Origin of the sequence: Pseudoalteromonas sp. UG3-2, from assembly GCF_037120705.1 — a bacterium.
In the GTDB taxonomy this organism is placed as follows: domain Bacteria; phylum Pseudomonadota; class Gammaproteobacteria; order Enterobacterales; family Alteromonadaceae; genus Pseudoalteromonas.
This window is the reverse complement of the sequence record NZ_JAWLJU010000002.1, coordinates 327,642-353,301: the sequence shown is the minus strand read 5'-3', so window position 1 is coordinate 353,301 and position 25,660 is coordinate 327,642. Positions and strand designations below refer to the sequence as shown.

Sequence of the window (25,660 nt, the reverse complement as noted above, 5' to 3'; positions counted from 1 at the left end):
GTACTCATACTGTCTCAATTTACTTACCAACGACTCACGCCCTTGGTATTGCTGCCTCAATTGGGGCGCAGATTATACGCCAATTTCGCTTCAGGTAAAACAGTAAAACGGCGCCAAGGGGCGCCGATAAGATTAGTTTAAAGGCCAAATACGACCTTTTCACTTTTCAGCATGCGGCTGCTTAAATACGTAAACAAGCCAAATAACCCCAAAGTCACCATGCTAGCAAAGGCCAATTGTGGTACCGGCAAGGCATTGCCTTTAAGGAGTTCAATCATGGCGTTTTGCTGCGCAGCAATTGGCAACCACTGCATCACATCCGTGGCGATGTCATAAGTGGTGGCCATACTTAACATCACTGGAATAAACAGCGCCATGGTGACGTAAGATTGCGCTTCTTTGAACGACTTCGCCAAGAACGAAATAAATATCAATAGGCTGGCAGACATCAACGCAATTGGAATACCAATTAACACCGCAGCAATAATAAATTTAGCGCCGATGGTTACGGTAAAGCCCACCATTTCCCAAGGCACCATGTTGTAGGCAAACTTTGACACCACTGTGGTTAAAATTAACCCCAGTGTGGCAAACATGGCAATAGATCCTACTTTTGCCAATACAATCTGTAACGGGCTTACCGGATGACTAAGCAGCAGTTGCAATGAATTGCGCTCTCTTTCACCGGCACTACTATCAATCGCCAGACCCATTGCCGCATAAAATAGTGCGATGATGATAGATAAGGTTGCGATACCCAGAGCAAAGCCCCCTTTAGACTTAGGCGTGGCCAAATCCTGAGTTTGCACATCCACGGCACGCATCAGTCCAGGGTCGATGCCCCTAGCCAGTAAACGCAATGACGCGACTTCAGCATTGTATTTTGCCAGCTGACGTTCAACCCGGCGAATAGAGCGTTGCAGTTTCTGCTCTGACTTGTCCGCGATGATAGTGACCGTTGCGCTCTTACCCGCTGCCATGTCTGCTTGATAGTTTTGTGATATCTCCAAAGTGATGGCTTTGGTGTCATCGCCCTCACCTTGAGTAATTTCAGTGGTTGCCAAAAACTGCACTAAGTTGGGCGCTTGCTCGGCGTTATTAATGGTGATTTTAAGGGCATCTGGAGACGCCATTTGCTTAAACATCACGGTGAATAACAAGCACATGAGTACCGGGGCACCAATGCAGTAATACAGTCCAGCCATCACTGAACGCTTGTCTCGACTAGCATCGAGCATTTCTTTTTTAAATAAGGTAGAGACTAAATTGATCATGCTGCTATTCCTTCATCGCTGCCAATAAGGGCAATAAATGCTTCTTCTAACGTGGCTTTGCCGGTTTGTTGACACAGAGCTTCTGGCGACCCCTCGGCCACAACCTTGCCTTTTGTCATCACCACCACATGGTCGCAAAGTGCCGCCACTTCTTGCATCACGTGACTAGAGAACAACACACAATGGCCCTGTTCTTTAAGTTGTTGTAATAGCTCCCTAAGAATGCGAGTGCTCATTACATCCAAGCCGCGAGTGGGCTCATCTAGGATGATATTGGTGGGCTCATGGACGATGGCTTGCGCCAGCGCCGTTTTCATCCGCTGCCCTTGAGAAAATCCTTTACAGCGTCTATCGGCAATGTCTTGCATTTGCAGTTTGGCAATCACCTTTTCGGTTGCCGATACTGCGTCTGATTGACTCATGCCACTGAGCTTGGCATAAAACTCAATATATTCTCGCGGAGTCAGTCGTTCGTACAAGCCGCAAGGGTCAGGAAAAAGACCCAGTTGTTGTTTCGCCGCCAGCGGCTGCTTTACCACATCAATACCATCGATGGTGGTTATGCCTTCATCGGCTTGCAGTAAGCCAAAAACGGTTCTAAGACAGGTGGTTTTACCCGCGCCATTGGGCCCTAATAAGCCAGTAATTTGGCCATCTTGAGCGCTGAACGATAAGCCATTAAGGGCATCAACATCAGCAATTCTTTTGCTTAAGTTATCTACTTTAATCATGATTTACTCCTTATCTTGGCTAGTCGCTGGGCCATTAATATTCATAAAGAACTGTTTACGGCGGTCTTCTTGTAAGCAGCTGGTGTCAAAATCAGCGGTGCTCTTATTATCGTAAAAGCTGGCTATGAGCTTATCGCCACAGCTTTGTCCAGCCACTATGTGGGTGGCAAATGGTGCCACTAAATGGGTCGCATTGCTTAGCTCAACCATGGCGGTTTCAGCCCACCGAGCAGGAGTGGCAGGGTCTAAACCGCCCGACAGTAATAAGGTGGGGATGTCAGAACTCACAGTCTGATAATAATCCGCAGTGACCGGTGTTACATCCCAAATTGGGCAAGTTGCGTCAGCGCCCGCTATCATCATGGCGCCAATAAAGGTTTTACCATACTGCGCTCTTTGACTGTCGTTCAGTACAGCCCAGTCCTCGCCACACAGTATTGCTTGGTGCATCCCAAGGGCGATGCCCATTATGTCTTCACCTTGCGCCATCATCGCCGCAATCAGATCCACGTTGCCCTTGGCAACTTGAGTAATCGCTAAAGGCACCATGGCTCTGGTGCTATGAGAATACAGCGCCATGCGAACCGTGCTATACAACTTGTTGCTGGTTAACGTGATAGCAATAGGTTGGTGGCTTCTGGGATGGCGCACGGTCATCTCTAGAGGTTGCTGCTCTAAATTTTGCAGCAACTGTAACCAGGTTTGCTCAAGGTTAGGGTACGTTTGCGCGCAAACCGCATCGGCTTGACATTGCTCAAACAAAGCAGCGAGTGAGTCCTCAATGGCATCACCAATAGCCAGTAGGCTTTGATTACTTGGCGCTAAGCCATCTAATACTGAGCTGGCAACACGTTGTGGAAACTGTCGCATGTATTCCAGCGCAATACGTGTACCGTAAGAGCCGCCATACAAGTGCAACTGTTTATAGCCCAGCGCCGCTCTGACGGCTTCAAAATCCGGTGCTGCAGCCACGGTGGTATAGTTCGATAAATCACTGTTTAGCTTATCTCGGCATTCAATCGCGTCTTGTTTTGCTAAGTCAAAGCCAAGTGCCATGTCATTCATCACAAATTGCGTTGCTAAATCGTCTAACTCACATTGCAATAAATTAGACTTTCCAGTTCCACGTTGATCCACCAGAATAATATCGCGATTCTCTCTGGCGTATTTCAGTATGCGAGAGAAGCCTGCAGCCGATTCTATTGCCGACTGCCCCGGCCCACCTGCAAACGCCATTACCGCTTCATCTGGATACAAAGGCTTAATCGCTGGGATCACCATAAAGTGAATATCAATGGTTTGCTCTGGTGTATTACTATTGAGTGGTTGCGTTATCACCCCACATTTGGCGCGATCGGGTAACCCATCGGCGTAGCAGGTTTGCAGTGATACAGCAGAAGCAGTATCACTATTCGCACTAGTAGCGAAACTCAAAGTTGCTGTGATTGCTAATGCAGCAACATGAAGCTTTTTTATATTTTTCTTAAACTTAAATGGCATTTTCATGGCTATTTCCTTGTTGACTTTCACTCACTATGCTAACTTTAAATGAGTGTATCAGTGTATTATTGTATTAATACAGTAGAATTAGAGTAATGCTAGATTTTATCCATGTCAACCCAAATAGTGCCGAACCTATCTACAAACAATTGTTTGATCAGGTTGTCAGGCTAATTGCGGCCGGCAAAGCCAAGCCCGGAGACGAACTGCCGTCGGTGAGAAAATTAGCCGAACACTTTGCTGTTAACCCCATGACAGTATCCCGTGCTATTGGTTTGCTGGTCGATAACGGTTACTTAGAAAGGCGTCGTGGCCAGCCCACCCGAGTCGCTCAGCAAGACCCGCCAACCTCGACTAATTTGTTATTAGAGACAGACATTAATACACTTATTGCTGATGCTAAGCAGCTTGGCATTAGTAAGGATGATTTACTCGCTCTCGTTGCAAAGAATTGGGAACAATAATAATGACAAATCCACTTTTACAATTCAGTCAAATTAGTAAACAGTTTGATGACCAGCAGGTACTCAATAAGATTAACCTTAGCCTCGAACCTGGCATGGTGTTAGGGCTACTTGGTCGCAATGGCGCTGGTAAGTCAACCTTACTGAGAATTGCGTTAGGCCTAATAGAGCCATCAGAAGGCGAAGTATCCTGTTTAGGAGTCAGTAGCCAAACATTACCACCCCAGCTCAAGGAAAAAATTGGCTATGTCCCCCAACAACCCTGCGGCTACCAAGGGTTTAAAGTAACCGATGCACTGCAATTACACCGTAGCTTCTACAACGATTGGGATAAGCAACTAGAGCAACAATGGCTGACCCGCTTTGCCTTAGATGGCAATGCCCTGGTTAGCAATTTATCCGTTGGTCAGCAGCAAAGCCTTGCGCTGATCATGGCCATGGCCTATCGACCCCAACTATTGGTGCTAGACGAGCCCGTTTCCAGTTTGGATCCCATCGCCCGCCGTGAGTTTATGGGTGATGTCTTTGACTTAGCATTAGAGTCTGGTTCTGGGGTGATTTTTTCTACCCACATCACTTCCGATGTGGAACGGATTGCCAGCCACATTGCCATCATCAAAGACGGCCAAATTGTTATCAATGGCGAATTAGATAGCATAAAAGAGCAAATAAAATTATTACCAAAGGGCTACGATGCTGCGCTTCCAGAGGGAGAGTATATTCACCATGGCGAACAGTTTTCTATCTACCAAGCCAATCTTGGGACTGACTGGGGGCCGTTAACGGGCCAGTACAGTGGTAATCTCGAACAGCTATTTGTGGAGCTGCACGGATGATGACTCGAACTTGGTGGACGGGCTTTTCTGCCCTTTGGCTGCGCGAATGTGGCGCTGCTAACTATTTTATTCCGGCAGTACTTGGGGTGGTGTTAGTACCATTCATTGGCTTTGTAGCAGAGCCAAGCATACAATTGTTTGCCATAGTATTCACCCTAACGGCGTTGTGGATGGGGTGTTGCTGGCAGCTGGTGAAGCTCCAAGCGCAAGAACAAGCGGAGCTATTACCGGCGTTAAAGCAGCATATTTTACGCCAAGCTAAAATGGTCTTACTGCTTGGCTACAGCCTAACAGCATTGGCTTTTTTGACTTTGCCGCCACTTTTAGTGCTAAGTGCTATCGCTTATGCCACCGCCATCGGTGGCTGCTTTTATACACTTTGCTATCACAACAGCCATTATTTTCGCCACAACAGTTATTGCTTTATGGTGGCATTGCTGTTGGCAATGCTGCTCTCTGAGCACCTTTTTCTTCTGGCTTTACTATCTTTGGCGACTTTGGCATTCACTTTGTACTTTTGGAAAACCAGAAGCACCACCAATCGCTGGCACCATCAAGCCTATCAAGTGTATTTAAACAACATCCAAACTGGCTGGCTGCCAAGTAATAGTTTGGCGCCGGAGCGCTTCGCCGAACGTCTAAGGGCGGTATTTATGCCATTGAGTTATTTTGCCGGTAACTTGCTAGTGCAGACATGTCAGGTGTTTTTTATGGCTGGTGTTTTAAGTATCGTTGCGGTGTATTTCGGCTTGAAACTGGACTTTGTGGTGGTGTTATCAGACATGCTATTGCTGATGGTGGCCATTTTTGTTTGTTGGGCCAGGCTGCAGAGCAAGATGTCTTGGGAGCAGCTCTATATGCTGCCGATTTACTCCAACATGGCCGCAATAAAACGCGCCTATCACATGGCTGCTATTAAGCTGGCCATGGTGCTATCTTTATATCAATTACTGGTGGTGGTAATTAGCAGTAGCATTAGTGGTTGGCTAAGTCTGAACGAATACTTGCTGCTATTTGCAGGCTCACTGGCAGGTTTTTTACTGTGTGTCGTGCTAGGCAGCTTATTGCACAGTACCCTCGCCTTATCATTAAATTGCATGATAGTGCTTATAGTCCACTCAGCCATAAAGTCTGTTGCACTTGAATATAACCATGCGCCGCTGACTTGGGCATTGGCGCTCGTTTACCTGAGTGTTGTTGCTGCGCTATTACACCACAGTAATAAGCAGTTAATTCGGCAATAAAACCGGCCACAGCCAAAGGTTAGTGTGAGTGGGTTTTGCTGTTAATATAATCGGTCACCGAAAACAGTACTCCTGAAATCACAAAAGTGATGTGGATCCCCACCTTCCAGGCTAACTGCTCACTGGTAAGAGTTTCTGAGTGAATAAACACCTTGAGTAACTCTACCGCAGAGATGGCAACAATGGCACTGATGAGTTTAATTTTAAGCCCTGAAAAGCCCACCTTCCCCATCCAGGTGGGTTTATCTTCTTGCGGCTCAACATTGAGCTTGGAAACAAAGTTTTCGTAGCCACTGAATATGATGATCAGTAATAGTCCAGCCAGCAGCGCCGTGTCGACTAAAGTAAGAATGCCAATCAGTAACTCTTGATTACTGGCCCCAAGCGCGGTGCTGATCATGACGTATAGTTGCTTAAAAAATTTCAATAACAACAGCACAATAGCAACCAGCAACCCGACAAAAAATGGCGCTAACAACCAACGACCACGAAATAAGGTCTTCTCTAATAAAAACTCCATACGGTTAACATTTGCTGATTTGTTATTGCTTTCCATTACACCCTACTCTGGCCATTAATTGCGCGTTTAAGCTATCGTAAATGCTTGATGATAGCAAAGATATCCCACTAGCAGGATAAAATAAAATTACTTCTCTTGAAGAGCAAATTAATTCGTTTTCATTTTCCAGCATTTTCATCTAAAACAATCATGTTCATTCAACTAATAGGTAACAATAATGAAAACCATGGTTTCATCCCTTTTCGCTATGGCATTGTTTGCAAGCAGTGCAGCTGTTGCTAACAGTGAATTAAACCCAGCCCCTGCGGATCTAATTCAAGAGCTAACCGAAATGTGCTTGGACTGGGCTAAAGAAGATGAAGTTCAAACTGCAGAGTTAAAGAGTTACGTGTTAAATTGCGTTAACGATGAGCTCGAAGCCAGTGGCTATGACAAAGTCACCGACGTCGACATCAAATAACAGCCAAAAAAATAAGGCCGCGATTGCGGCCTTATTTAATTATGATTTTTTCTTTTTCGAAGCTTTTTCTTCCTCAACCCATTTGCCGTTTTGGTAAGTGGCTTTCCAACCAGTGGCTTTGCCATCCACTTCCGTCATTACGTACTGGGATTTGTTTTTACGTGAATAGCGCACTACCGCCAAATTACCGTCCGGATCTTTTTCTGGGGCATCGGCAAGGTAATAGAATTTTGGCGAAATACGGTCTCTAAAGCGCTTTAACTCCGCCACTTTAGGCGCTCGAGTTTCTCGCGATTTAGGAAAAGTATGAGCCGCCAAGAAAATACCTGAAGCGCCATCACGCAGCACAAAGTGAGCATCAGACTTTTCACACTCAAGCTCTGGCAACGGTACTGGATCTTCTTTTGGTGGAGCCGGCTCGCCATTTTTAAGGAGCTTACGGGTGTTTTTACAGTCTTCACTGGTACAGCCGAAATACTTGCCAAAGCGGCCTGATTTCAGCTGCATGTCTGCGCCACACTTGTCACATTCAATCACAGGGCCATCGTAGCCTTTGATCTTGAAGGTGCCTTTTTCAATTAAATAGCCTTTACAACCAGGATTATTACCACATACGTGAAGCTTTTTGGTCTCATCAATTAAGTAAGAATCCATGGCGGTTTCACAAATTGGGCAACGCTTCATATGACGCAGCGATTCTGCTTCTGCCTCTTCATCGGCATCGGCGGCAACGGCTTCATCCCCTGATACCAGGTTAATTGTGGTGGTACAGCGTTCTTTTGGCGGTAAATTATAGCCAGTACAGCCTAGGAATACCCCAGTAGATGCCGTTCTAATGCCCATTTTGCGAGAGCAGGTTGGGCAGTCAATGTCGGTTTCCACCATAACATTTTGACGCATTCCGCCTTCTTCTTCGTCGCCAGCAGCCACTTCCAACTGCTTGGAAAAATCTGCATAGAAGTTATCTAGCACCTGAGTCCAAATGCGTTCGCCCTCAGCAATGTCATCAAGGCGATCTTCCATCTTCGCGGTGAAGTCAAAGTCCATTAAATCATTGAAGTTTTCAATCAAACGATCGGTGACAATTTCACCCATTTTTTCAGCGTAGAAACGACGATTCTCGACTCTGACATAACCACGGTCTTGAATGGTCGAGATGATTGACGCATAGGTTGATGGACGGCCAATGCCACGCTTTTCCAACTCTTTAACCAAGCTGGCTTCGCTAAAGCGTGCCGGTGGCTTAGTAAAGTGCTGCTTCGGATCCAGTGCCAATAAATTCAGCTTATCGCCCACCGCAACCGCAGGAAGCGCTTGGTCTTCTTCGTTCTTTTTACGCACCGCTGGTTGTACCTTAGTCCAACCATCAAACTTCATCACCCGCCCTCTGGCTTTCAGTGTGTAGTCTTGTGCAGCCACAGTGAGGGTGGTTAGGTTGTATTCTGCTGGGGTCATTTGACAGGCGACAAATTGTCGCCAGATCAGCTCATAGAGCTTTTTCGCGTCGGCTTCCACGCCTTCAAGGTGACCTGACAAGACATTCACGTCTGAAGGACGAATGGCTTCGTGCGCTTCTTGAGCGTTACCTTTGGCAGAATAACGTAGTGGCGACTCGGGTAAATACTTTTTACCGAATTCGTTTTCGATGTAGCCACGGCACATCTCAAGCGCGTCGTTAGACAAGTTGGTTGAGTCGGTACGCATATAGGTGATGTAACCCGCTTCATACAAACGCTGGGCTAGCATCATGGTCTTTTTCACCCCATAGCCTAAACGGGTACTTGCTGCTTGTTGCATAGTAGAGGTGATAAATGGCGCACTCGGCTTACTCTTACTAGGCTTTTCTTCAACCTTAACGACTTCATAATCACTCTGTTCCAGTGCTTTTACTGCCGTGTCGGCCTGAGACTTATTGACCGGCTTAAACGCTTGACCTTGAAATTTAGTGACCGCTAGGCGAATGTCTTCTTGTTTGGCTTTAACGTCCGCATGAATGTCCCAAAACTCTTCTGGGACAAATGCTTTGATTTCACGCTCTCGCTCAACCAGCAAACGCACAGCAACCGATTGCACACGACCGGCAGAAAGACCGCGAGCGACTTTTTGCCACAGCAGAGGGGATACCATAAAGCCAACCACACGGTCGAGAAAACGCCTCGCTTGCTGGGCGTAAACCATGTCGGTATTTAAGTCACCTGGCGCCTCAAACGCTTGAGTGATGGCGTTTTTGGTAATTTCGTTAAACACCACACGCTTGTACTTACTTTCTTCGCCACCAATGATCTGCTCTAGGTGCCAGGCAATGGCTTCCCCTTCTCTATCCAAATCGGTCGCGAGATAGATGTGGTCAGCATCGGCTGCGAGCTTTTGCAATTCTTGCACGACTTTTTCTTTGCCCGGCAAGATTTCGTAGTGAGGCTCCCAGCCTTTTTCTGGGTCAATGCCCATACGCGCAACCAAATTGGCATAGTCTTTTTGCTTTTTGTATCGCGCTTTTTCTTCTGGGTCCATTTTGCGAACTTCAGCAGGCGATTTCGTTGCAACGCCTTTGGTTTTACCCGCACCAGAAGTAGGAAGATCTCGAACGTGACCGACACTGGATTTAACAATGTAGTCTTTGCCAAGATATTTATTGATTGTTTTTGCCTTTGCGGGAGACTCTACAATTACTAGCGATTTGCCCATAGCTGCCTATTTTTGACCGATTCTGTCTAATGTTTTGCCCTTACTTGGGCGTTAAATTACTTATAGGTATATCTACAAACACCTATTGTTACAAGCTAAAAATACGAACTTTTCCCCGATCACCGATTTATTATCCAATTTATGTACAATAATCAACCAATATGGGAACATATTCTTATATATAGGGTTAAGGCACGGGAATATAAAGGAATAGAAACAAAAATGCCAACCCGAAAGTTGGCATTTTTAAAATTATCCGGCGTCTCGGACGAATATTCCCGCAGATTGCGTTTTCTGCTCGTCATCATCGCCAAGGGCAGGATAAGTGTATTGAATAGTTAAAAAACCGTCTCTTTTGTTATTCGGTTCCGTTTCCTGCACTAAGGTAACAGTAATGCTTTGTGCTAGATCGGTATTGGTATTCCCCACCGCAGATGAAACGTTGCCAGAGGCAAGCTCACCGTTATTGGTCGACACTTCAATTTCTGTGCCTGCAGGTAATGGGTTGCCGAACAGATCAGAGAAGAAAATGGTCACTGGTAACGACTGCAAAGCATTTTCATCAGTGAAGTTTACCGATTCAATATCGCAGTACAAGTCATTATCCGATGCCTCCAACACTAAGCCATTGGTATTTGTACAACTGCCTCCAACATCTTCTTTAAGCACCGCAAAGCGAGTAAAGGCATTGTCACCAGACATCACCAACTCGAACTGTCTAAAGACATTCACTAACTCTCTGGAACACTTGCCCTCAACCTCGGCTTGTGCAGAGCATAGCAGGCCATTATAGCGGCCATCAGGTTGGTCAAACATACCGTCATTATTACTGTCTATCCAAATGTCATCATGGCCACCTGTGGCGGTGCCGGTAGGTGAACAAGGGCCGGTATTTTCTGCGACATCGCACACCACTTCATCAAAACGCAGGTTTTCATTGCTGTCTAGATAGGCTTCTGGTAAATCAAACTCTTCGCGGAATTCACCTATATCAAATTGACCATTGCGACGTTCAACGTCATCGCTGGAAGGTTTATCCACATAGGTTTCCTGCCCTTTAACAAACGCAAGAACACTCACTCGACCGCCCATCACGATACGGTCATCGGCAAACGGATCGTTGCCTTCAACAGGCGCGTCTTTTTGTCTTGTCATGCCACCAATACAAGGAGCCGGATCGCCAAAATAAGGATCGCAGTTCCAGTTTTCTGAGGTATTAGGCACTGAACCTTGCTTTCTTGGTGCAATACTATTAATGCGGTTGCCCCACTTCGGATCGGTGAATGGACGGTCACCTTGACTGCGCCAAATCACAGAACAGGTAGCATTATTGGTTCGGCAGTCATAGGTTGTCTCTGAATCTAGGCTACCAATTGCCCCTGCTTCTGCAATCACAGTAGCGGCAACACCATCGGCATTAAACTGATTAAACTGATCGCCAAAAAATAGGGTGATATCGGTGGTGACACCATTGTAGTTCAGTGAATTGGTATTGAACGTGGTGGGTGATGCATCGAACGTGTCTTGATCGGTAACACCTGAGCTCAGCACCAAACTTGAAGAAACACCAAAAATTTGCTCCGCTAATGGAATAGTACGCATTGTACCTTCAGGACACCTAGCATCGTCGTTGCTGGGATCCGCATCGTTACACCTTTGCGCGATGTCCGTCCAACAGGTAATGGCTTCATCTTCAGGTAAATTCGCGTAGGCGTCTTCTGGAATGTAACAAGCACTGACTACTAGAGGACCTGGAACAATGCCAGATTGCACTGTTGTGCGAACAATGCCATCGGCATTAGTGTTACCCGTCACCTGCGTTAGAGTAGCTAAGCCTTGTTCATCCGAAAGCCTAAAATCAACTCGAGCACGCGGGATCGCTAAGTTGTCTGCATCCACCAATTTAAAACTCACCACCGATTGCGTTGGTAAGCCACCTTCACCTGGCGGCAAGGCAATAAATGAATTGAAGCCGGCTTCATTAGGTAAAAATTGTACCGCTTGCGCCTGTGCGCTATCCACTACTATTGTGGTCTCTTCGTTGATAGGTGAGCTGCCATTTTGAATCGTTACTGAGATGCGATCTTCCCCTTGGCAGCCTTTTGCACGATAAGTAGAGCGTGCAATGCCATTGGAAGTGGTAACCATTTCATCCAGTTCGGCTAACGCCGGTTCAGCTTGTGAGCAAGAAGAGCTAAATGCCACTTCTAAGGCGCTGTTAATTAGATTACCTTCTTCGTCCGTTAAAGTAACAGTGATAACGGTACTGCCACCGGCTGATAGCGAACGTTGTACGCCACTCGAATCCACCAAGCCATTATCAATGGCGACACTTAATTGCGCCACACCAACGTTAAAGTTTACTGAGTCAGTTACATCGGCGTAATCCGGTGAACTAATGGAAATAGTGCCTGCTCCACCTTGGTTGCCTGGCTGAAACTTTAAAATGGCAATACCAAAGCTATCGGTCAGTGCAGTACCTGTTGAAGGCAAAATATTACCCAGTGTAGTTTGCGCTGCAATTAAGGCATTGGCGATGCCATCACTGGTTTGGCTTGATGATAATTTAATAAAAATTTCTGCCGTTTCATTGGAAGAAACTTGGTTTACTTGGCTACAGCCTTCAGCAATGGGATCGATTTCGGCTTGCTCGCGATTGCCATCCCAACCTACGGGGCAATCGACCAATAACATGCTTTCTAGCTTGGCCGAGGCTAAAACGTCCCCTGCGTCTCCGCCACCGGTGGAAGAAAAATCAAAGCTGGCAGACGCGCTGGCTCCACCATCTGTGTAACTGGCCGTGACTCTGCCTGCACCAACAACTGAAGTCACTTTTAAAGTCACTGTCGCTTTACCATTTTCATTGGTTAGCACTGAGCCTGAGCTGGGCTCCATGGTTGCGAACTCATCGGTTTCAAATAGCACTCGACTATTTGCTAGTGCTTCTCCATCTTTGGTCAACGTTGCGGTAATGACAAGAGGGTTTTCTTCGGAAAGAATATTACTCGTGTTTTCGCCCACAGCACCTGATAATGAAAGCGCATAAACACTGTCATCACTGGAGTCTCCACCAGTGTTATTCGATTCTTTCTCTATACTGCCACCACCGCCACAAGCGGTGAGAAATACAGCGACTAAAAGCATGCTAAAGTAGCGCAATAAAGGCATCTACCTTTCTCCCTAGCTGAATTAATATTGTTATCGTTTAATAGTAACTCAATTTTAGCGTTAAAATCACAATTTTTTCTTAGCTTTTAAAGTTTTTCTGTCTTGAAATGCTGTTCATCTGCTATAAGCCTGTTAAGCTTTACGGATTTTACAATCTATAGTGTTAGGACAATGTCAGAAAATAAAAAAATGGGCCTAACGGCACGCATAATGATAGGCATGGTTGCGGGCGTCGTTTTAGGCTTTATCCTGCAAGCCATCTTGGGTGACAACAAAGAAATTCTTATCCCGCTAGGGCTGTTCGACTTGCCTATTAAAGGCTTTTTTGTCGATGGCTTATTCCATATCGGTGGCCAGATATTCATTGCCAGCTTAAAAATGTTGGTAGTGCCACTAGTGTTTATTTCCCTCGTTTGCGGTACCTGTAGCTTAAGCGATCCGAAAAAGCTCGGCCGTTTAGGGGGCAAATCCATCGGTTTATATTTAATCACCACCGCCATTGCCATTACCGTCGCGATTACGCTTGCACTGTTTTTCGCACCTGGTGGCGGCGTTGAAATCCCAAGCTCGGCAACCTTTGACGCTAAGCAAGCGCCAACGCTAACGCAAGTCATCATCAATATGTTCCCAACCAACCCTATCGATGCTATGGCCAGTGGTAACATGTTACAAATCATTGTGTTTGCATTGTTATTTGGCATTGCCATGGCACTCAGTGGTGAGCCTGGAGCACGCTTGGCTGCAGTATTTGAAGATTTAAATACCGTGGTACTAAAACTGGTTACTTTATTAATGAACGTAGCGCCGTATGGTGTGTTTTGCCTAATGGCGAAATTATTTACCACCATTGATATGGGCTTGATTGTTGAGTTGGGTAAATACTTTATGGTGGTATTAGCGGCACTGCTTATCCATGCTTTTATCAATTACTCTATTTTATTCAAGCTACTTACCGGCTTAAGCCCAGTTACTTTCTTAAAGAAAATGAAAGATGCCTGTATGTTTGCCTTTAGTACTTCAAGCTCCAGTGCCACCATGCCAGTGACGCTAGAAACGGCAACCAAAAAGTTAGGGGCTCACAACTCAGTGGCATCCTTTACCGTGCCGCTTGGCGCTACCATCAACATGGATGGCACCGCGATTATGCAAGGGGTGGCAACGGTATTTATTGCTCAAGTATTTGGCGTGGACTTAAGCATTAATGACTACCTAATGGTGATCCTCACCGCGACTCTTGCCTCTGTTGGCACAGCTGGTGTACCTGGGGTTGGGTTAATTATGTTGGCTATGGTATTAAATCAGGTTGGCTTACCGGTTGAGGGGATTGCACTGATCATTGGTGTTGACAGACTACTCGATATGACCCGCACCGCAGTCAATGTGACTGGCGACTGTATGGTCACCTGTGCTGTTGCCAAGTCGGAAAAAGAGTTTGATGAAGACATCTTTAACGACCCAGACGCCGCAAGGGAGCTTGAAGAAACGACTTCAAAATCATAGACAGTTCAGTTGGCGCAATCATTTGATTGCGCCACCCCCTCACTTAAACTTATAATAATCAAATAGCATATACTCAGTGCAACCGTTCAGCTCCCCTCTAAGCCAATTAATTGAACTAAACTTACATCACCTCAAACGACTCAGATTAAAAGGACAAGATCTGTGCACAATATCGATATCTTTATTGATGACCGTGAACCTCGGGAAATGCAGGAAATACTGAGCAAAATACCTGGTGTTCAAATACGCAAGCAGCGCTTAAACTGTGGCGATTATCTCTTAAACAATTGGCTTATTATCGAGCGCAAGCAAATCAATGACTTAGTCATTTCAATCATAGATGGTCGCTTATTTTCACAAGCGAAGAAACTTGCTGACTCCTGCTATACCCCGCTTATCGTTATTGAAGGACAAACTCGGGAGCTATCCTCGTTTAATGTTGATCGTCGGGCAGTACTCGGCGCTCTGGCTGCAGTAAGCTTAAAGTTTGGGGTTACAATACTGCGCACTCAGTGTCAGCGCGAAACAGCAAACTTGATGCTTTATTCCGCGCAGCAGTGTTGCCGCAAGCGTAATGAAGCAAATCCGAGGTTTGGCTATCGGCCAAAAACACTGCGCGGCAAACAGCTATACCTCTTACAAGGGATCCCACAAATTGGCAAGAAATTAGCCGTAACATTACTACAACACTTTGGTTCACCTGAAGCCGTATTTAATGCCAGCGAGCTTGCATTATCAAAAGTAGAGGGGATTGGGCCAAAAACCGCAGCCTTGATCCGACAAATCATCACCGCTAAATAGATTCGCTGAGCATAAAAAAGCCGCGCATTAAGCGCGGCGGTTTGCGTTTATCAACTTAATTAAAACTGATATGCGAACTTCACATAAGCCTGGCGGCCTAAGATGCTGTGGGTTTTGTTATCAATCCCCATTGATTCAGAAGGCGCCAGTGGGGCTTCTTCGTTCAATAGGTTCGATGCACCCAGTGTGACTTTTAGATCTTGTACACCAATGTAACTTACGCTGGTATCAACCGTAGTGTAAGAGTCGATTTCATACTTGTTGCCTTGGCTGTCAGCCAAATCTTTGTAAGAGTCGATGTAGTTGATGCCAACATTGGCTAACCAATCCCCTTTCGCCCAATCCATGCCTGCAGTCCAGCGGAATTGTGGGTGCTGGTATTCACCGTTTAGGTCCTCAGCAACATTAAAGGTATTGCCATCATCATCACTTTCGAATGATTGCTCTTCAAAGTTCAATGCGTAAGTTAAGTTATAGTTAAACTTAAATTCACCCATGTCTTGCGTCGTCAGAGCATAAGCAAGGTTTACGTCAAAGCCATCTGTTTCACGGCCACCAATATTTACGAAGGTATCGTTGATAGAGAGGATACGACCCAGAGTGCTACCCTGATTCGGTGCACGAACCACAAGATCAGGGTCGGTACCACAACAGTCAACTAGCTTTTGCGCACCAATCTTTTTGATCAAGTCTTCTTGGTCATAGTTCCAGTAATCAACACCAATGCTGAAGTCTTCTGTTGCTTGCCAAACCACACCTAGGTTGTAGTTTTCAGACTCTTCTGGCTGAAGATTTTTGTTACCCGATACAATTGCAGTGTATTCGTATGGGCTACAATCGTCATCGGCACCCGTTTGACGGCAACGCTCTTTATCGATAACACTTGGCGACTCATCGGTTCTACCTAAGTGTAACTGAACTAACGACGGCGCTCTAAATGCCGTACCCCAAGAGCCACGTACCACGAGGGTATCAACTGGTGACCAGCGGAATGCCACTTTCGGATCCGTAGTGGTACCAAAGTCACTGTAATCTTCATAACGCAGTGCCAATTGCAACTCTAAAGTATCCAGTACCGGTACGTTGAATTCAGCAAACACCGCCGTGTTGTCTCGATCGCCATTGGCTTGCGTCGCTTCAGTACCAAAGATTTCACCACGAATGTATTGGCTATCTGGGTTATCTTCAATCTTCTCATAGCGGTGCTCAAAGCCAAACGCCGCGGCCACATAGCCGGCACCAAATTCAAATAACTCACCAGACACCGTACCATCAAGTGATTGCATGGTAGAAGCGCCATAACGGGTGGTAGTGGTTTCGAAGAAGGCTAAGCCTTCGGCGGTATTGGTGCTTGGTTCAAACGGGTTCCATAAACCTTCGTCAATGGCTTGCTGCGCTCTAAGCTTGTTAGGGAAACCATCAAAGCCTTTTTCAACGGCACTAGAGCGAATAGCTGAGTACGCGACTTCCCAGTCCCACGCATTCCAAACACCACGCGCTCCTAGCACAGCACGGTAGTATTCAGAGTCAACATCCTTTTTACGGTTTCCAATATCCACTGTACGACGACGCATAGAAATATCTACACCATGTAAGAAGTGGTCAGGGTCGTTAAATAACGGGTGATTAGGGTTATCACCATCCATAAATAATTCGGTAAAGCTTGGGCTACCGGCACCTTGAATAAAGGTCGATGCGTGCTGTGCGGAAAACTCAGCAAAACCTTCAATATCGTCAGTAATTTCTTGTACGCCATTGTAGTTAAAGCTAATACGCTCAGTTGCTGGCACGGCTGTCATGTGGGGCGCATAGTCATAACGGCAAATATCGCCAATAATTAATTCTGGATCGCACTTATCATTACCCCATACATCTGCAAAAATTTGCTGACGCACTGGTGTGCCATCATCGGCAATACGTAGCACAGGTAAACCTTGCCACTGCTCTTCAGTCAGCATACTTCTGACTACTTCCACACTGCCGGGGATCCCTGATGAACTTAATGAGTTATTACCACCACGAAAACGCTGATCTGCCGTAGCAGTGTAATCACGGTCAGCATAAGTTAGGTGCTCTCTTTTGAAGTAATCCAGAGTAAAGTTGTGATGACCGTTACGAGTAGATGAACCCCAAAGCAAGGTAAAGTTTTGCTCTTCTGCGCCTCCATCAGCGGTATTGGCCACTTTACCTGCCACTTCAAAGCCATCGATATCATCACGGAGTATAATATTAATTACACCTGCAACTGCATCTGAACCATAGGTTGCAGAAGCACCATCTTTTAGAATGTCGATGCGCTTAACTGACGACACTGGAATAGTGTTAAGGTCAACGAAAGACGTTTCAATGTCTTTAGCGAATGGGCTTACCGCAACACGGCGACCATTAATTAGTACTAGCGTTGATGAGGCGCCTAAACCACGTAAAGCAACACTCGATCCACCGTTTGCAGTGTCATCACTGGAGTTACCTTGTGTACTAAAGGTACCAGTACCCGAAACTGGTAGTTTTTGTAGTGCACCAATTAGATCTGTAGAGCCCGTCGCAGCAAGATCGTCAGCAGACAAACTACGAATAGGTGAAGGCCCTTCTAAATCTGTTCTTTTTATATGTGATCCTGTCACCTCAATGCGTTCAACTTGTTCGCTTTCTTCTGCGACAGCGTGTTGATTCATGCCAACAAGGACTGCCATGCTAAGCGCACTGAGTGGTAATTTATAGGTCATCCTGTTTCCCCTTAAGTTAATAATTACTCTGTAGTTTTTTAAATAATTAAACCATTATTAACATACAAAAACAGGATTAACAATGCATTTATGTAACAGAAAATTAGCACTTTGAAAGGAACAAAGAGGGGTTTTAGAAGTAACCTAGCAGTAAAAAGAACTAAAAATGCTCGGCTTTGTTGCAAAAAGCGCACTTCATCTAAAAAAGTGCACTTTTCTGCAAAGTTCACATTACAGGGCCAACCATGGCTGAATGGAGTGCACAGTTTCTACCTGCTCGACTAAAGTCGTAGTGTTTTTTTGCCAACTTTCGTCAACAACCACTTGGCAACTGTTTGCTTGGCATTCGCCAATGTTAGTCATAATTTGCTCTGGTGCAGTAAAATTGACAATTAAACCTTGTTGTTCAGGAAGCAAGAATGAAAAGAGGTACTTGACGAAGAAACCTGATAGATCCGCTAATAATTGCTCAAATTCTTGGTGCATAGTGTAGAGATCCGCTTTACTTAACGATTGCTGTTCAAATAATTCTGCTTCTATTTGCATCTTTAGCTGACAATTCGCCTCGCTAGCATCAGGAACCATGATCACCTTGGCTTTGTCTTTATCCAATTGCTTATCAAACGGCAACAGAAGCTGAGCATCTTCAGTGTAAGTTAATGGGAAGCTGGCCTTCTCCGTGACGATTTCTCCTGAGCGTAGGCGACATGGCTTCATGGTGTTGGTATCTACCAAATAAAAACCAATTCGCGCAAACTCGTATTGGCCTTTATTCACCACCTTAAGTCGGTCGTAAAAACTGTCATAGGCGAATGCCACCTCTTGCGCCTGTAAACTTGGGGCTAGCAACAGTGCTAGCAACAATAAGAAACTGTTAGTCTTCATCAAAATACGCTCGGTTGTGTCTTATCATGTCATTTAGTTCATTAACGTAGTCTTCACCACGTTCGGAGTATTTCATTAATCCTGCCGTCAGTGCCGTGGCTTTAATTGGTTGTTTCTGCTTTCTCAGATCTGCACGCACTTGCCTTAGTTGGGTATAAGCATCATGGGTATTGATGTTTCTAAAGTACGACTTAACCGAAGCACGGACCGATTTAAACGCTCTAACTTCATGGTCGGCCGCTTCCGCTCGGCGCCTTGGTACCATGCCGCAACCTTTGCTATAACACCACTGACCAAAAAAGTTCAAGCCGATGCGAGCAAATCGCGATGTGCCCCAAGCCGATTCATTGGCGGCCTGCATCAGGGCAAGCTCTTTGGGAATAATATCAACACGTTTTAGTGCCCGTTGTAACGACTCAGTGGTTATGGCTTGTTCTTTCATACCATATTTCGCAAACGTTTCTTTCACTTTTTGCTCTTGCGTCGGCGTCAATGTTTCCTCAAATTGTTTCATCATCAGGGCAATCTCTAACGTGGCTCGTTGCTCTCGAATAAGCTTATTTTCCGCTTCAACGTGCGGCTTGATGAAATCAAAAAACGCCTTTTTCTTTGCTTTGACATCACGAATGTCGGCAAAGTCTGGTAATGTCACGTCATGTAGAGGATCTTCTATTTCCTCGGGCTTCAGTTTAACCACTTCATCTTTAGGCTCCGTTACTTCGGAAGGGGCTTGTTCAGTCATCAAAAAGGGATAAATAAGCGCCCATAACGTGACCAGAGCAATAATCAGTTTTATCAGCTTAGCTTGCATAGTTCTCCTCTCTCAGCCTAGTTCAATAAACGCCCCCTTCCATAGGTTGCTATGAACTAACGCATTAGCTTGCTACTCTATAATTGCTGGACGTCATCTAGTACGTCCTTCAAAATAGCGACGGATAATAGCAAATGCCGCTATTAAACGCGAATTTTCGTTTACTTATCGTACTTAGTTTAGTCCAGAATAAGTCTAAGATAAAAAAGGAAAAGTGGTATGGACTCAACAGCTTGGCAGCAACGTCTGCTGAATCAGCAAAAGCACAGGCCAAACGATAACCGCTCTGCGTGGCAAATCGACCGCTCACGGATCATTCATGCCGCCGCCTTTCGCCGTTTGCAAGCCAAAACGCAAATTATGGCCATTGGTGTCAATGACTTTTACCGCACCCGCCTGACTCACTCACTAGAGGTTTCGCAAATTGGCAGTGGTCTGTTACGCCATTTAAAACGACACTATAGCGATTTTAGTCATTTTCCATCCACCAGCCTAATCGAAACCTTATGCTTAGCCCATGATATCGGTCATCCCCCTTTTGGCCATGGCGGGGAAATCGCTCTAAATTACCTAATGCGAGAGCACGGTGGCTTCGAGGGCAATGCCCAAACTCTTCGGATTGTTACTAAGCTCGAACCTTACACCAAAGGGTTTGGCATGAACCTAACCCGTCGGACACTGCTAGGCTTTATCAAGTACCCGGCGATTATTGATAAGCTTTGGCATCAACAGCCAAAGCACAGTCCAACTCGACGCTATATTCTCTCTAGTGACTGGTTACCAGCCAAGGGCATTTATCAGTGCGATAGCGATGTTTTTGACTGGGTTCTCGCTCCTTTTTCGGCAAATGACCGGGCGCTGCTCCAGCAAATGGCAGTCAAAGATGCCTTTCGCCATAAAACGCTCTTTAAATCGCTCGATTGTGCCATCATGGAGTACGCCGATGATATTGCTTATGCCGTACATGATCTGGAGGATGCCATTGCCACAGGAACGCTCAACGAGTCTGAATGGCGTCACTTTGCAGTGCCTGAGTTAACTGCTCTGGAGTCCAAGTGGCTGACACAAAACCTTGACCGCATTAGTCAGCACTTGTTTTCTGATGAAGAGTCTGAGCGTAAAGATTGTATTGGCGAATTAGTTAACTTATTTATCGTCAATTGTGAGCTCACCGTACAGCATAGCGACTTTGAGTCTCCCCTACTTCACTACACCGTGACCATGAAGTCAGAGTTCCAAGAAATATTACAAGTACTTAAAACCTTCGTTTACCGTCGCCTTATTCGTGAGCCGAAGATGCAGCAAATCGAGTTTAGCGGTCAAACTCTGCTCATCGATTTATTTGAAGTCTTTGCCAGTGATCCCATGCGATTGCTTCCTTATACCACTCAGACTCTTTATCAACAGGCTCAGGGAGAAACCGAGCAAATGCGTGTTTTGGCAGACTACCTCGGCGGTATGTCAGACGAATATGCCCGCAAAGCCCACAGCCGCTTATTTACTGGCGAATTATAATGGCAAGGCTCACGCAGAGATGGCTGCGTGAGCAATTGTTACTTTCTTCTACGTGTGCTGCGCTTTCCTAAAATACGCTTCTTATCTCTTTGCTTTTTAGACTTACCTGAGTTGCGGCGGTTATCTTTCGGCTCTCGAGTAAGATCTGGCTCATAGCCCGGTAGCCAATGTGGGGCAAAACGCTCATCCAAAAAGATCTCGATTTCTTCAAGCAGCCACTGTTCATCAATACTCACTAATGAGATCGCCTGACCGCTTTGACCGGCGCGACCAGTGCGGCCAATGCGATGAACATAATCTTCCGCTACATACGGTAATTCGGCATTGAAAACATAATTTAATGAACCAATGTCAATTCCTCGTGCAGCCACATCCGTTGCAACCAGTACACGAATATCCCCTGACTTAAATTGTGCCAATGCTTTATCTCTAGCGCCTTGTGATTTATCACCGTGGATCGACGCGGTTTTTAAGCCGTCTTTACTCAGCTCTTTGGCGTAGTGATCGGCACTGTTTTTTGTCCGAGTAAACACCAGCACTTGATGCCAATTATTTTTACCAATGAGGTGCGCTATCAACTCGCGCTTGCGCTCTTCGTCGACGGAGTAAAACAGCTGTGTTACCGTAGTAGCCGTGCTATTTTCACTCTCGACACCAACCCGTTTTGGATCACGTAGCCACGGCTTTACTTGGGATAGAACGCTGTCGTCCACGGTTGCTGAGAACAACAGGGTTTGACGTTCAATAGGCATGTTGCGCATTATACGCTTGATCTCGGCCATAAAACCCATGTCTAGCATGCGATCCGCCTCGTCAAAAACCAGATGACGAACATGCTCAAGTGATAATGTGTTTTTGATGATGTGGTCCAATAAGCGTCCAGGCGTCGCCACCACTATATCCACCCCAGCGTTTAGGCGTTTTTCCTGGGGGCCAATATTGGCGCCGCCATACAAACAAGCAACGCTTAATGACGTCTGCCCTATTAGCTGTTGGGTATGCTCTGCAACTTGCTGTGCAAGCTCTCGAGTCGGAGTTAATACCAATACTTTAACCACTGGCTTGTCGGCCCGTTGCGCTGTTAATAGTTGCTGCAGAATGGGGAGCATAAACGCCGCGGTTTTTCCCGTTCCGGTTTGGGCACTGGCAATTAAGTCATTGCCTGCCAACAGCAGTGGAATGCTTTTCTCTTGGATTGCCGTTGCCGTTGCAAAGCCTAACTCGGAAACGGCCGCTAATAAGTCGGGATGGAGCTCTAAGGCACTAAATTTCATCAATGATCTATGCTAAAGAAAAATTAGCGCGAGTATAGCAAATATTTGTCTCGAGGTTATAAGGTTAAATGGCAGCCAAGAATACTGTGCTTGGTTTTTTATCGTGAAGGCTGATCCAGTATGGCGCGTGTACCTACTCATAATGAGCTTACCATTAAAAATCAAAAAGGGTGCACTAAGCACCCTTTTCATCACAACAGATTGTGGCTAAAGTTTCGCACCAGCATTAAATAGCTGCGTTGCGGATCTCTTTTACAAACTGCTGAACAGGCATATTGTTACAACGTAAGTTGCGAACTTGCTTGCTGTTTAAGCCCAGTGTTTTAACACCGTGGCGTGCTGCGCTAATGCAAAGCTTTGTTGCACGGTCTGTGCTTTTTGCAACTAATTTGACCTTTTTCTCTTCCTTTTGAACACGATTTGACGTTTTTGCAAACTCACGAATATCTTCACCATTACACTCTAAACTTGCTGAGAAGCGAGAGATAAACATTCCCATTGCCGCGGCCTCGGCGCGAGCCGCACTGAACCCTTGCTCTGCAGCAACAGCACACACTTTAGTTGCTGGTGATTGATCCGCTTGCGTAAACTCAACTTGAGAAGCAAGAGCAGATGTTGAAGCGAAAGTTACAAGACCAAAGAAAGAGAGAGATTTAAGCATAATATACCCCAAATGAACGATTCGGTCTGCATTATAATTGCACAGCGCAATAAGTAAACACATAATTCATACCTTTCTGTCTATTTAATGATCTATTTACACCTATTTAAAAACCTGCTTATCACCACCCTAAAGTTGCACCTTTATTAACATTCACTCAGGCGTTAGTGGCGCATAAAATCAATGCCCTGACACGCTGACCCAACCTTATTTAAATGATAAACTCTAAATCATCAACAAAGACAGGAATTAGAAAGCGTAATGAAAGTCGTTTCTTTTAATATCAATGGCCTCAGAGCTAGACTGCACCAACTCCAAGCACTCATCGAAAAGCACCAACCCGACGTTATTGGACTCCAAGAGATAAAAGTCCATGATGAAGCGTTTCCTGTAAGCGACGTGGAAGCTATGGGCTATCATGTGTATTTTCATGGTCAAAAGGCACACTATGGTGTGGCTATTCTGTCAAAACGCCCTGCAAAAGCCATTCAAAAAGGCTTTACCACCGACACTGATGACGCACAGCGAAGAATGATCAGCGGTACTTTTGCAACCGACTCTGGCACTGAAGTGACAATAATGAATGGCTATTTTCCACAAGGGGACAACATTAACCATGAAACCAAGTTCCCGTACAAAAGACAGTTTTATGCCGATTTAATGACACATTTAGATAATCATGCCGATCCAGAGAGTCACCTCATTGTGATGGGCGACATTAATATTTCACCTATGGACGCCGACATTGGTATTGGCGAGCAAAATCGTAAACGTTGGTTACGTACAGGTAAGTGCTCATTTCAACCAGAAGAACGCCAATGGCTACAAAAATTGCTCGATTGGGGCTTTAAAGACACCTTCAGAGAATTAACTCCCGAAGCAACAGATAAATACTCGTGGTTCGACTATCGCTCTAAGGGCTTTGTTGACAACCGCGGCCTACGCATAGATGTGGTGCTGGCTACCGCGCCATTAATGGCCAAGTGCACAGAAAGTGACATCGATTATGAGCTACGTGGGATAGAAAAACCCTCTGATCATGCGCCAATTTGGGCCAGCTTTGATCTCTAAGTAAGCCCCATAACGTAAGCGTAGCCATGAGTGATGAATAGTTGAAACCCAGTGGCTTTGTGCCACTGCCACTTTGGAATAACGGAACGTGACCTTTTTAGCAGCTGTTGTTTTATTTTTAATCAGCATTAATCGCCTCGAATACCAAGCCCTGTTCACAGTGCCAGCGAGGCAAACTGGTGTGCTCAGTAGTGCCGTGGTGCTGGCTTTTTTATGGCAAATACAGGCTGGGATCTTACCGCATCTTAATATTCATATACTGGGTCTAACCGCGGTAACTTTAGTGTTGGGCTGGCGTTTGGGGATATTAAGTGCCACTCTCGCCAGTCTCCTCCATGGTTACTTTGCTGGTTTTAGCGTCGCTGAATTGGGTGACTTTTGGCTCTTTACCGCCTTACTCCCTTGTTATCTGAGCTATGGCTTTTTTGCGCTGTGTTACCATTACTTACCACGTCATTTCTTTGTGTATATTTTTGTCTGTGCGTTTATTTTTGCCGGTACGGTTGGCTGTTTAAAAATTCTCGTCAGTGCCTTGTATTATTACGCCGTTGGCACCTACTCTTGGTTTGAGCTGGCGGATAATTATATTCATTTTGCCATTATTATGTGGTTTCCAGAAGCGATGCTCAATGGCATGGCCATCACGCTTTTGATCACCTATCGCCCACATTGGGTGAAAACCTTTTACGATAAGGAATACTTAGACAAATGATCAGCCACTACCGCTGTCCTCTTTGCCACCAGCCTTTATATCAAGGCGGTATCAGCTATCGCTGTAATCAGAATCATCAGTTTGACATTGCCAAAGAAGGCTATGTTAATTTGCTCCCAGTGCAAAATAAAAAGTCTAAACAACCTGGGGATAATGCTGAGATGGTCGCCGCTAGAAGAGCCTTCTTTGACACCGACCACTACCATTTTTTACGCGACTACCTGGCCAAACAAGTAGCCGCTGCGGCTCCTAATACGGTGCTCGACTTAGGTTGTGGAGAAGGCTTTTATACTCAAGCCATTGCTAAGCAATGCAGTGACAGTCAAGTGTATGGAGTGGATATTGCTAAAACCGCGATCCGCTATGCCGCCAAACGCTATCATCAAGTTAATTTCAGTGTTGCCTCCATCAAGGATGCTCCATTTGAAGACGGCTTTGCTGATGTCATTGTTAGTGTGTTTGCCCCGGTGTTTGCCGAGGAGCTAGCTCGGCTCGCAAGTCAAACTGGCAAATTGATTGTTGTGGCACCTGGCCCACGGCATTTGTTTGAGCTGAAGTCGTTGATTTATCAGGAAGTAAAACTGCATAAAACGCCTGACGTGCCTGACGGCTTTGCACTCGATACCAGCAAGCAGTTAGAGCAAACTCAGACATTTGATTATGAATGCGTGCAAAATCTAGTGATGATGACGCCATTTGCGTGGAAGTTTAAACCGGAGCATTTTGAGCACCTAGAGAAACAAGGCAAGATTGATATTACCTTGTCATTTGTGATCAGTGAGTACTATAAAGTTTAGGCTGCTGTGGGTAGCAGCCTGACGA

Annotated in this window: 21 protein-coding genes; 10 read left to right on the top strand and 11 right to left on the bottom strand. The window is 45.6% G+C overall.

From position 1 onward, the window contains the following. Positions 1-137 precede the first annotated feature (137 nt). Genes R3P39_RS04910 through R3P39_RS04900 form a run of 3 tightly spaced genes read right to left on the bottom strand, consistent with a single transcriptional unit; the run spans position 138 to position 3,511 of the window. Positions 138-1,274 (bottom strand): ABC transporter permease, encoded by a 1,137-nt coding sequence (locus R3P39_RS04910; RefSeq protein WP_336566019.1) that lies wholly within the window; start codon positions 1,272-1,274, stop codon positions 138-140. Then, complete coding sequence (locus R3P39_RS04905; protein ID WP_336566018.1) at positions 1,271-2,005, bottom strand: ABC transporter ATP-binding protein; 735 nt, start codon at positions 2,003-2,005, stop codon at positions 1,271-1,273. Before R3P39_RS04905 ends, R3P39_RS04910 begins: the two co-directional genes overlap by 4 nt. A 3-nt stretch (positions 2,006-2,008) precedes the next feature. Beyond that, on the bottom strand, positions 2,009-3,511 hold the full coding sequence (locus R3P39_RS04900; protein WP_336566017.1) for an alpha/beta fold hydrolase: 1,503 nt from the start codon (positions 3,509-3,511) through the stop codon (positions 2,009-2,011). 89 nt (positions 3,512-3,600) lie between these two features. Between R3P39_RS04900 and R3P39_RS04895 the strand changes: the two genes are divergently transcribed. Genes R3P39_RS04895 through R3P39_RS04885 form a run of 3 tightly spaced genes read left to right on the top strand, consistent with a single transcriptional unit; the run spans position 3,601 to position 6,049 of the window. After that, positions 3,601-3,969 carry a GntR family transcriptional regulator gene (locus R3P39_RS04895; protein WP_336566016.1) on the top strand — a complete coding sequence of 123 codons (369 nt, stop codon included), beginning with the start codon at positions 3,601-3,603 and terminating at the stop codon, positions 3,967-3,969. A 2-nt stretch (positions 3,970-3,971) separates the two neighbouring features. Next, on the top strand, positions 3,972-4,805 hold the full coding sequence (locus R3P39_RS04890) for an ABC transporter ATP-binding protein (RefSeq protein ID WP_336566015.1): 834 nt from the start codon (positions 3,972-3,974) through the stop codon (positions 4,803-4,805). Then, a complete protein-coding gene (locus R3P39_RS04885) occupies positions 4,802-6,049 on the top strand; it encodes a hypothetical protein (RefSeq protein ID WP_336566014.1) in 1,248 nt (415 codons plus the stop codon). Before R3P39_RS04890 ends, R3P39_RS04885 begins: the two co-directional genes overlap by 4 nt. A gap of 19 nt (positions 6,050-6,068) precedes the next feature. Here R3P39_RS04885 and R3P39_RS04880 read toward each other — a convergent pair whose 3' ends face one another. Beyond that, on the bottom strand, positions 6,069-6,605 hold the full coding sequence (locus R3P39_RS04880) for a TIGR00645 family protein (RefSeq protein WP_336566013.1): 537 nt from the start codon (positions 6,603-6,605) through the stop codon (positions 6,069-6,071). Positions 6,606-6,786: 181 nt separating this feature from the next. Between R3P39_RS04880 and R3P39_RS04875 the strand changes: the two genes are divergently transcribed. Continuing rightward, positions 6,787-7,029 carry a hypothetical protein gene (locus tag R3P39_RS04875; protein WP_336566012.1) on the top strand — a complete coding sequence of 81 codons (243 nt, stop codon included), beginning with the start codon at positions 6,787-6,789 and terminating at the stop codon, positions 7,027-7,029. A gap of 39 nt (positions 7,030-7,068) precedes the next feature. Here the strand turns inward: R3P39_RS04875 and topA are convergent, their stop codons facing one another. Beyond that, positions 7,069-9,714 carry a type I DNA topoisomerase gene (topA, locus tag R3P39_RS04870; protein ID WP_336566011.1) on the bottom strand — a complete coding sequence of 882 codons (2,646 nt, stop codon included), beginning with the start codon at positions 9,712-9,714 and terminating at the stop codon, positions 7,069-7,071. Positions 9,715-9,966: 252 nt separating this feature from the next. Further along, on the bottom strand, positions 9,967-12,882 hold the full coding sequence (locus tag R3P39_RS04865) for a hypothetical protein (protein WP_336566009.1): 2,916 nt from the start codon (positions 12,880-12,882) through the stop codon (positions 9,967-9,969). Between the two features lie 171 nt (positions 12,883-13,053). Here R3P39_RS04865 and R3P39_RS04860 point away from each other — a divergent pair, with 171 nt between their 5' ends. Next, complete coding sequence (locus R3P39_RS04860) at positions 13,054-14,382, top strand: dicarboxylate/amino acid:cation symporter (RefSeq protein ID WP_336566008.1); 1,329 nt, start codon at positions 13,054-13,056, stop codon at positions 14,380-14,382. A 162-nt stretch (positions 14,383-14,544) separates the two neighbouring features. After that, positions 14,545-15,183, top strand: coding sequence for an ERCC4 domain-containing protein (locus tag R3P39_RS04855; protein ID WP_336566007.1), 639 nt, complete (start codon positions 14,545-14,547; stop codon positions 15,181-15,183). A 59-nt stretch (positions 15,184-15,242) separates the two neighbouring features. Here the strand turns inward: R3P39_RS04855 and R3P39_RS04850 are convergent, their stop codons facing one another. From R3P39_RS04850 to R3P39_RS04840, 3 genes are all read right to left on the bottom strand, one after another. After that, positions 15,243-17,909 carry a TonB-dependent receptor plug domain-containing protein gene (locus R3P39_RS04850; protein WP_336566005.1) on the bottom strand — a complete coding sequence of 889 codons (2,667 nt, stop codon included), beginning with the start codon at positions 17,907-17,909 and terminating at the stop codon, positions 15,243-15,245. A 231-nt stretch (positions 17,910-18,140) separates the two neighbouring features. Further along, positions 18,141-18,794, bottom strand: coding sequence for a DUF2987 domain-containing protein (locus R3P39_RS04845; RefSeq protein WP_336566004.1), 654 nt, complete (start codon positions 18,792-18,794; stop codon positions 18,141-18,143). Further along, positions 18,784-19,605: a glucosaminidase domain-containing protein gene (locus tag R3P39_RS04840; RefSeq protein ID WP_336566003.1), complete on the bottom strand. Its 822-nt coding sequence runs from the start codon at positions 19,603-19,605 to the stop codon at positions 18,784-18,786. Before R3P39_RS04840 ends, R3P39_RS04845 begins: the two co-directional genes overlap by 11 nt. A 219-nt stretch (positions 19,606-19,824) precedes the next feature. Between R3P39_RS04840 and R3P39_RS04835 the strand changes: the two genes are divergently transcribed. Then, a complete protein-coding gene (locus tag R3P39_RS04835; protein ID WP_336566002.1) occupies positions 19,825-21,120 on the top strand; it encodes an anti-phage deoxyguanosine triphosphatase in 1,296 nt (431 codons plus the stop codon). A gap of 38 nt (positions 21,121-21,158) precedes the next feature. On the opposite strand, the gene R3P39_RS04830 is transcribed toward R3P39_RS04835, so the two are convergent. Next, a complete protein-coding gene (locus R3P39_RS04830; protein ID WP_336566001.1) occupies positions 21,159-22,394 on the bottom strand; it encodes a DEAD/DEAH box helicase in 1,236 nt (411 codons plus the stop codon). 226 nt (positions 22,395-22,620) lie between these two features. Then, on the bottom strand, positions 22,621-23,118 hold the full coding sequence (locus R3P39_RS04825; RefSeq protein WP_336566000.1) for an exonuclease III: 498 nt from the start codon (positions 23,116-23,118) through the stop codon (positions 22,621-22,623). 198 nt (positions 23,119-23,316) lie between these two features. On the opposite strand from R3P39_RS04825, the gene xthA reads away from it, so the two are divergent. The 3 genes from xthA (at position 23,317) to rlmA (ending at position 25,635) form a co-directional block, all read left to right on the top strand. Next, complete coding sequence (xthA, locus tag R3P39_RS04820) at positions 23,317-24,126, top strand: exodeoxyribonuclease III (RefSeq protein WP_336565999.1); 810 nt, start codon at positions 23,317-23,319, stop codon at positions 24,124-24,126. 88 nt (positions 24,127-24,214) lie between these two features. Further along, positions 24,215-24,838: an energy-coupling factor ABC transporter permease gene (locus tag R3P39_RS04815; RefSeq protein ID WP_336565998.1), complete on the top strand. Its 624-nt coding sequence runs from the start codon at positions 24,215-24,217 to the stop codon at positions 24,836-24,838. Continuing rightward, complete coding sequence (gene rlmA, locus R3P39_RS04810; RefSeq protein ID WP_336565997.1) at positions 24,835-25,635, top strand: 23S rRNA (guanine(745)-N(1))-methyltransferase; 801 nt, start codon at positions 24,835-24,837, stop codon at positions 25,633-25,635. Before R3P39_RS04815 ends, rlmA begins: the two co-directional genes overlap by 4 nt. The last annotated feature ends 25 nt before the right edge of the window (positions 25,636-25,660 follow it).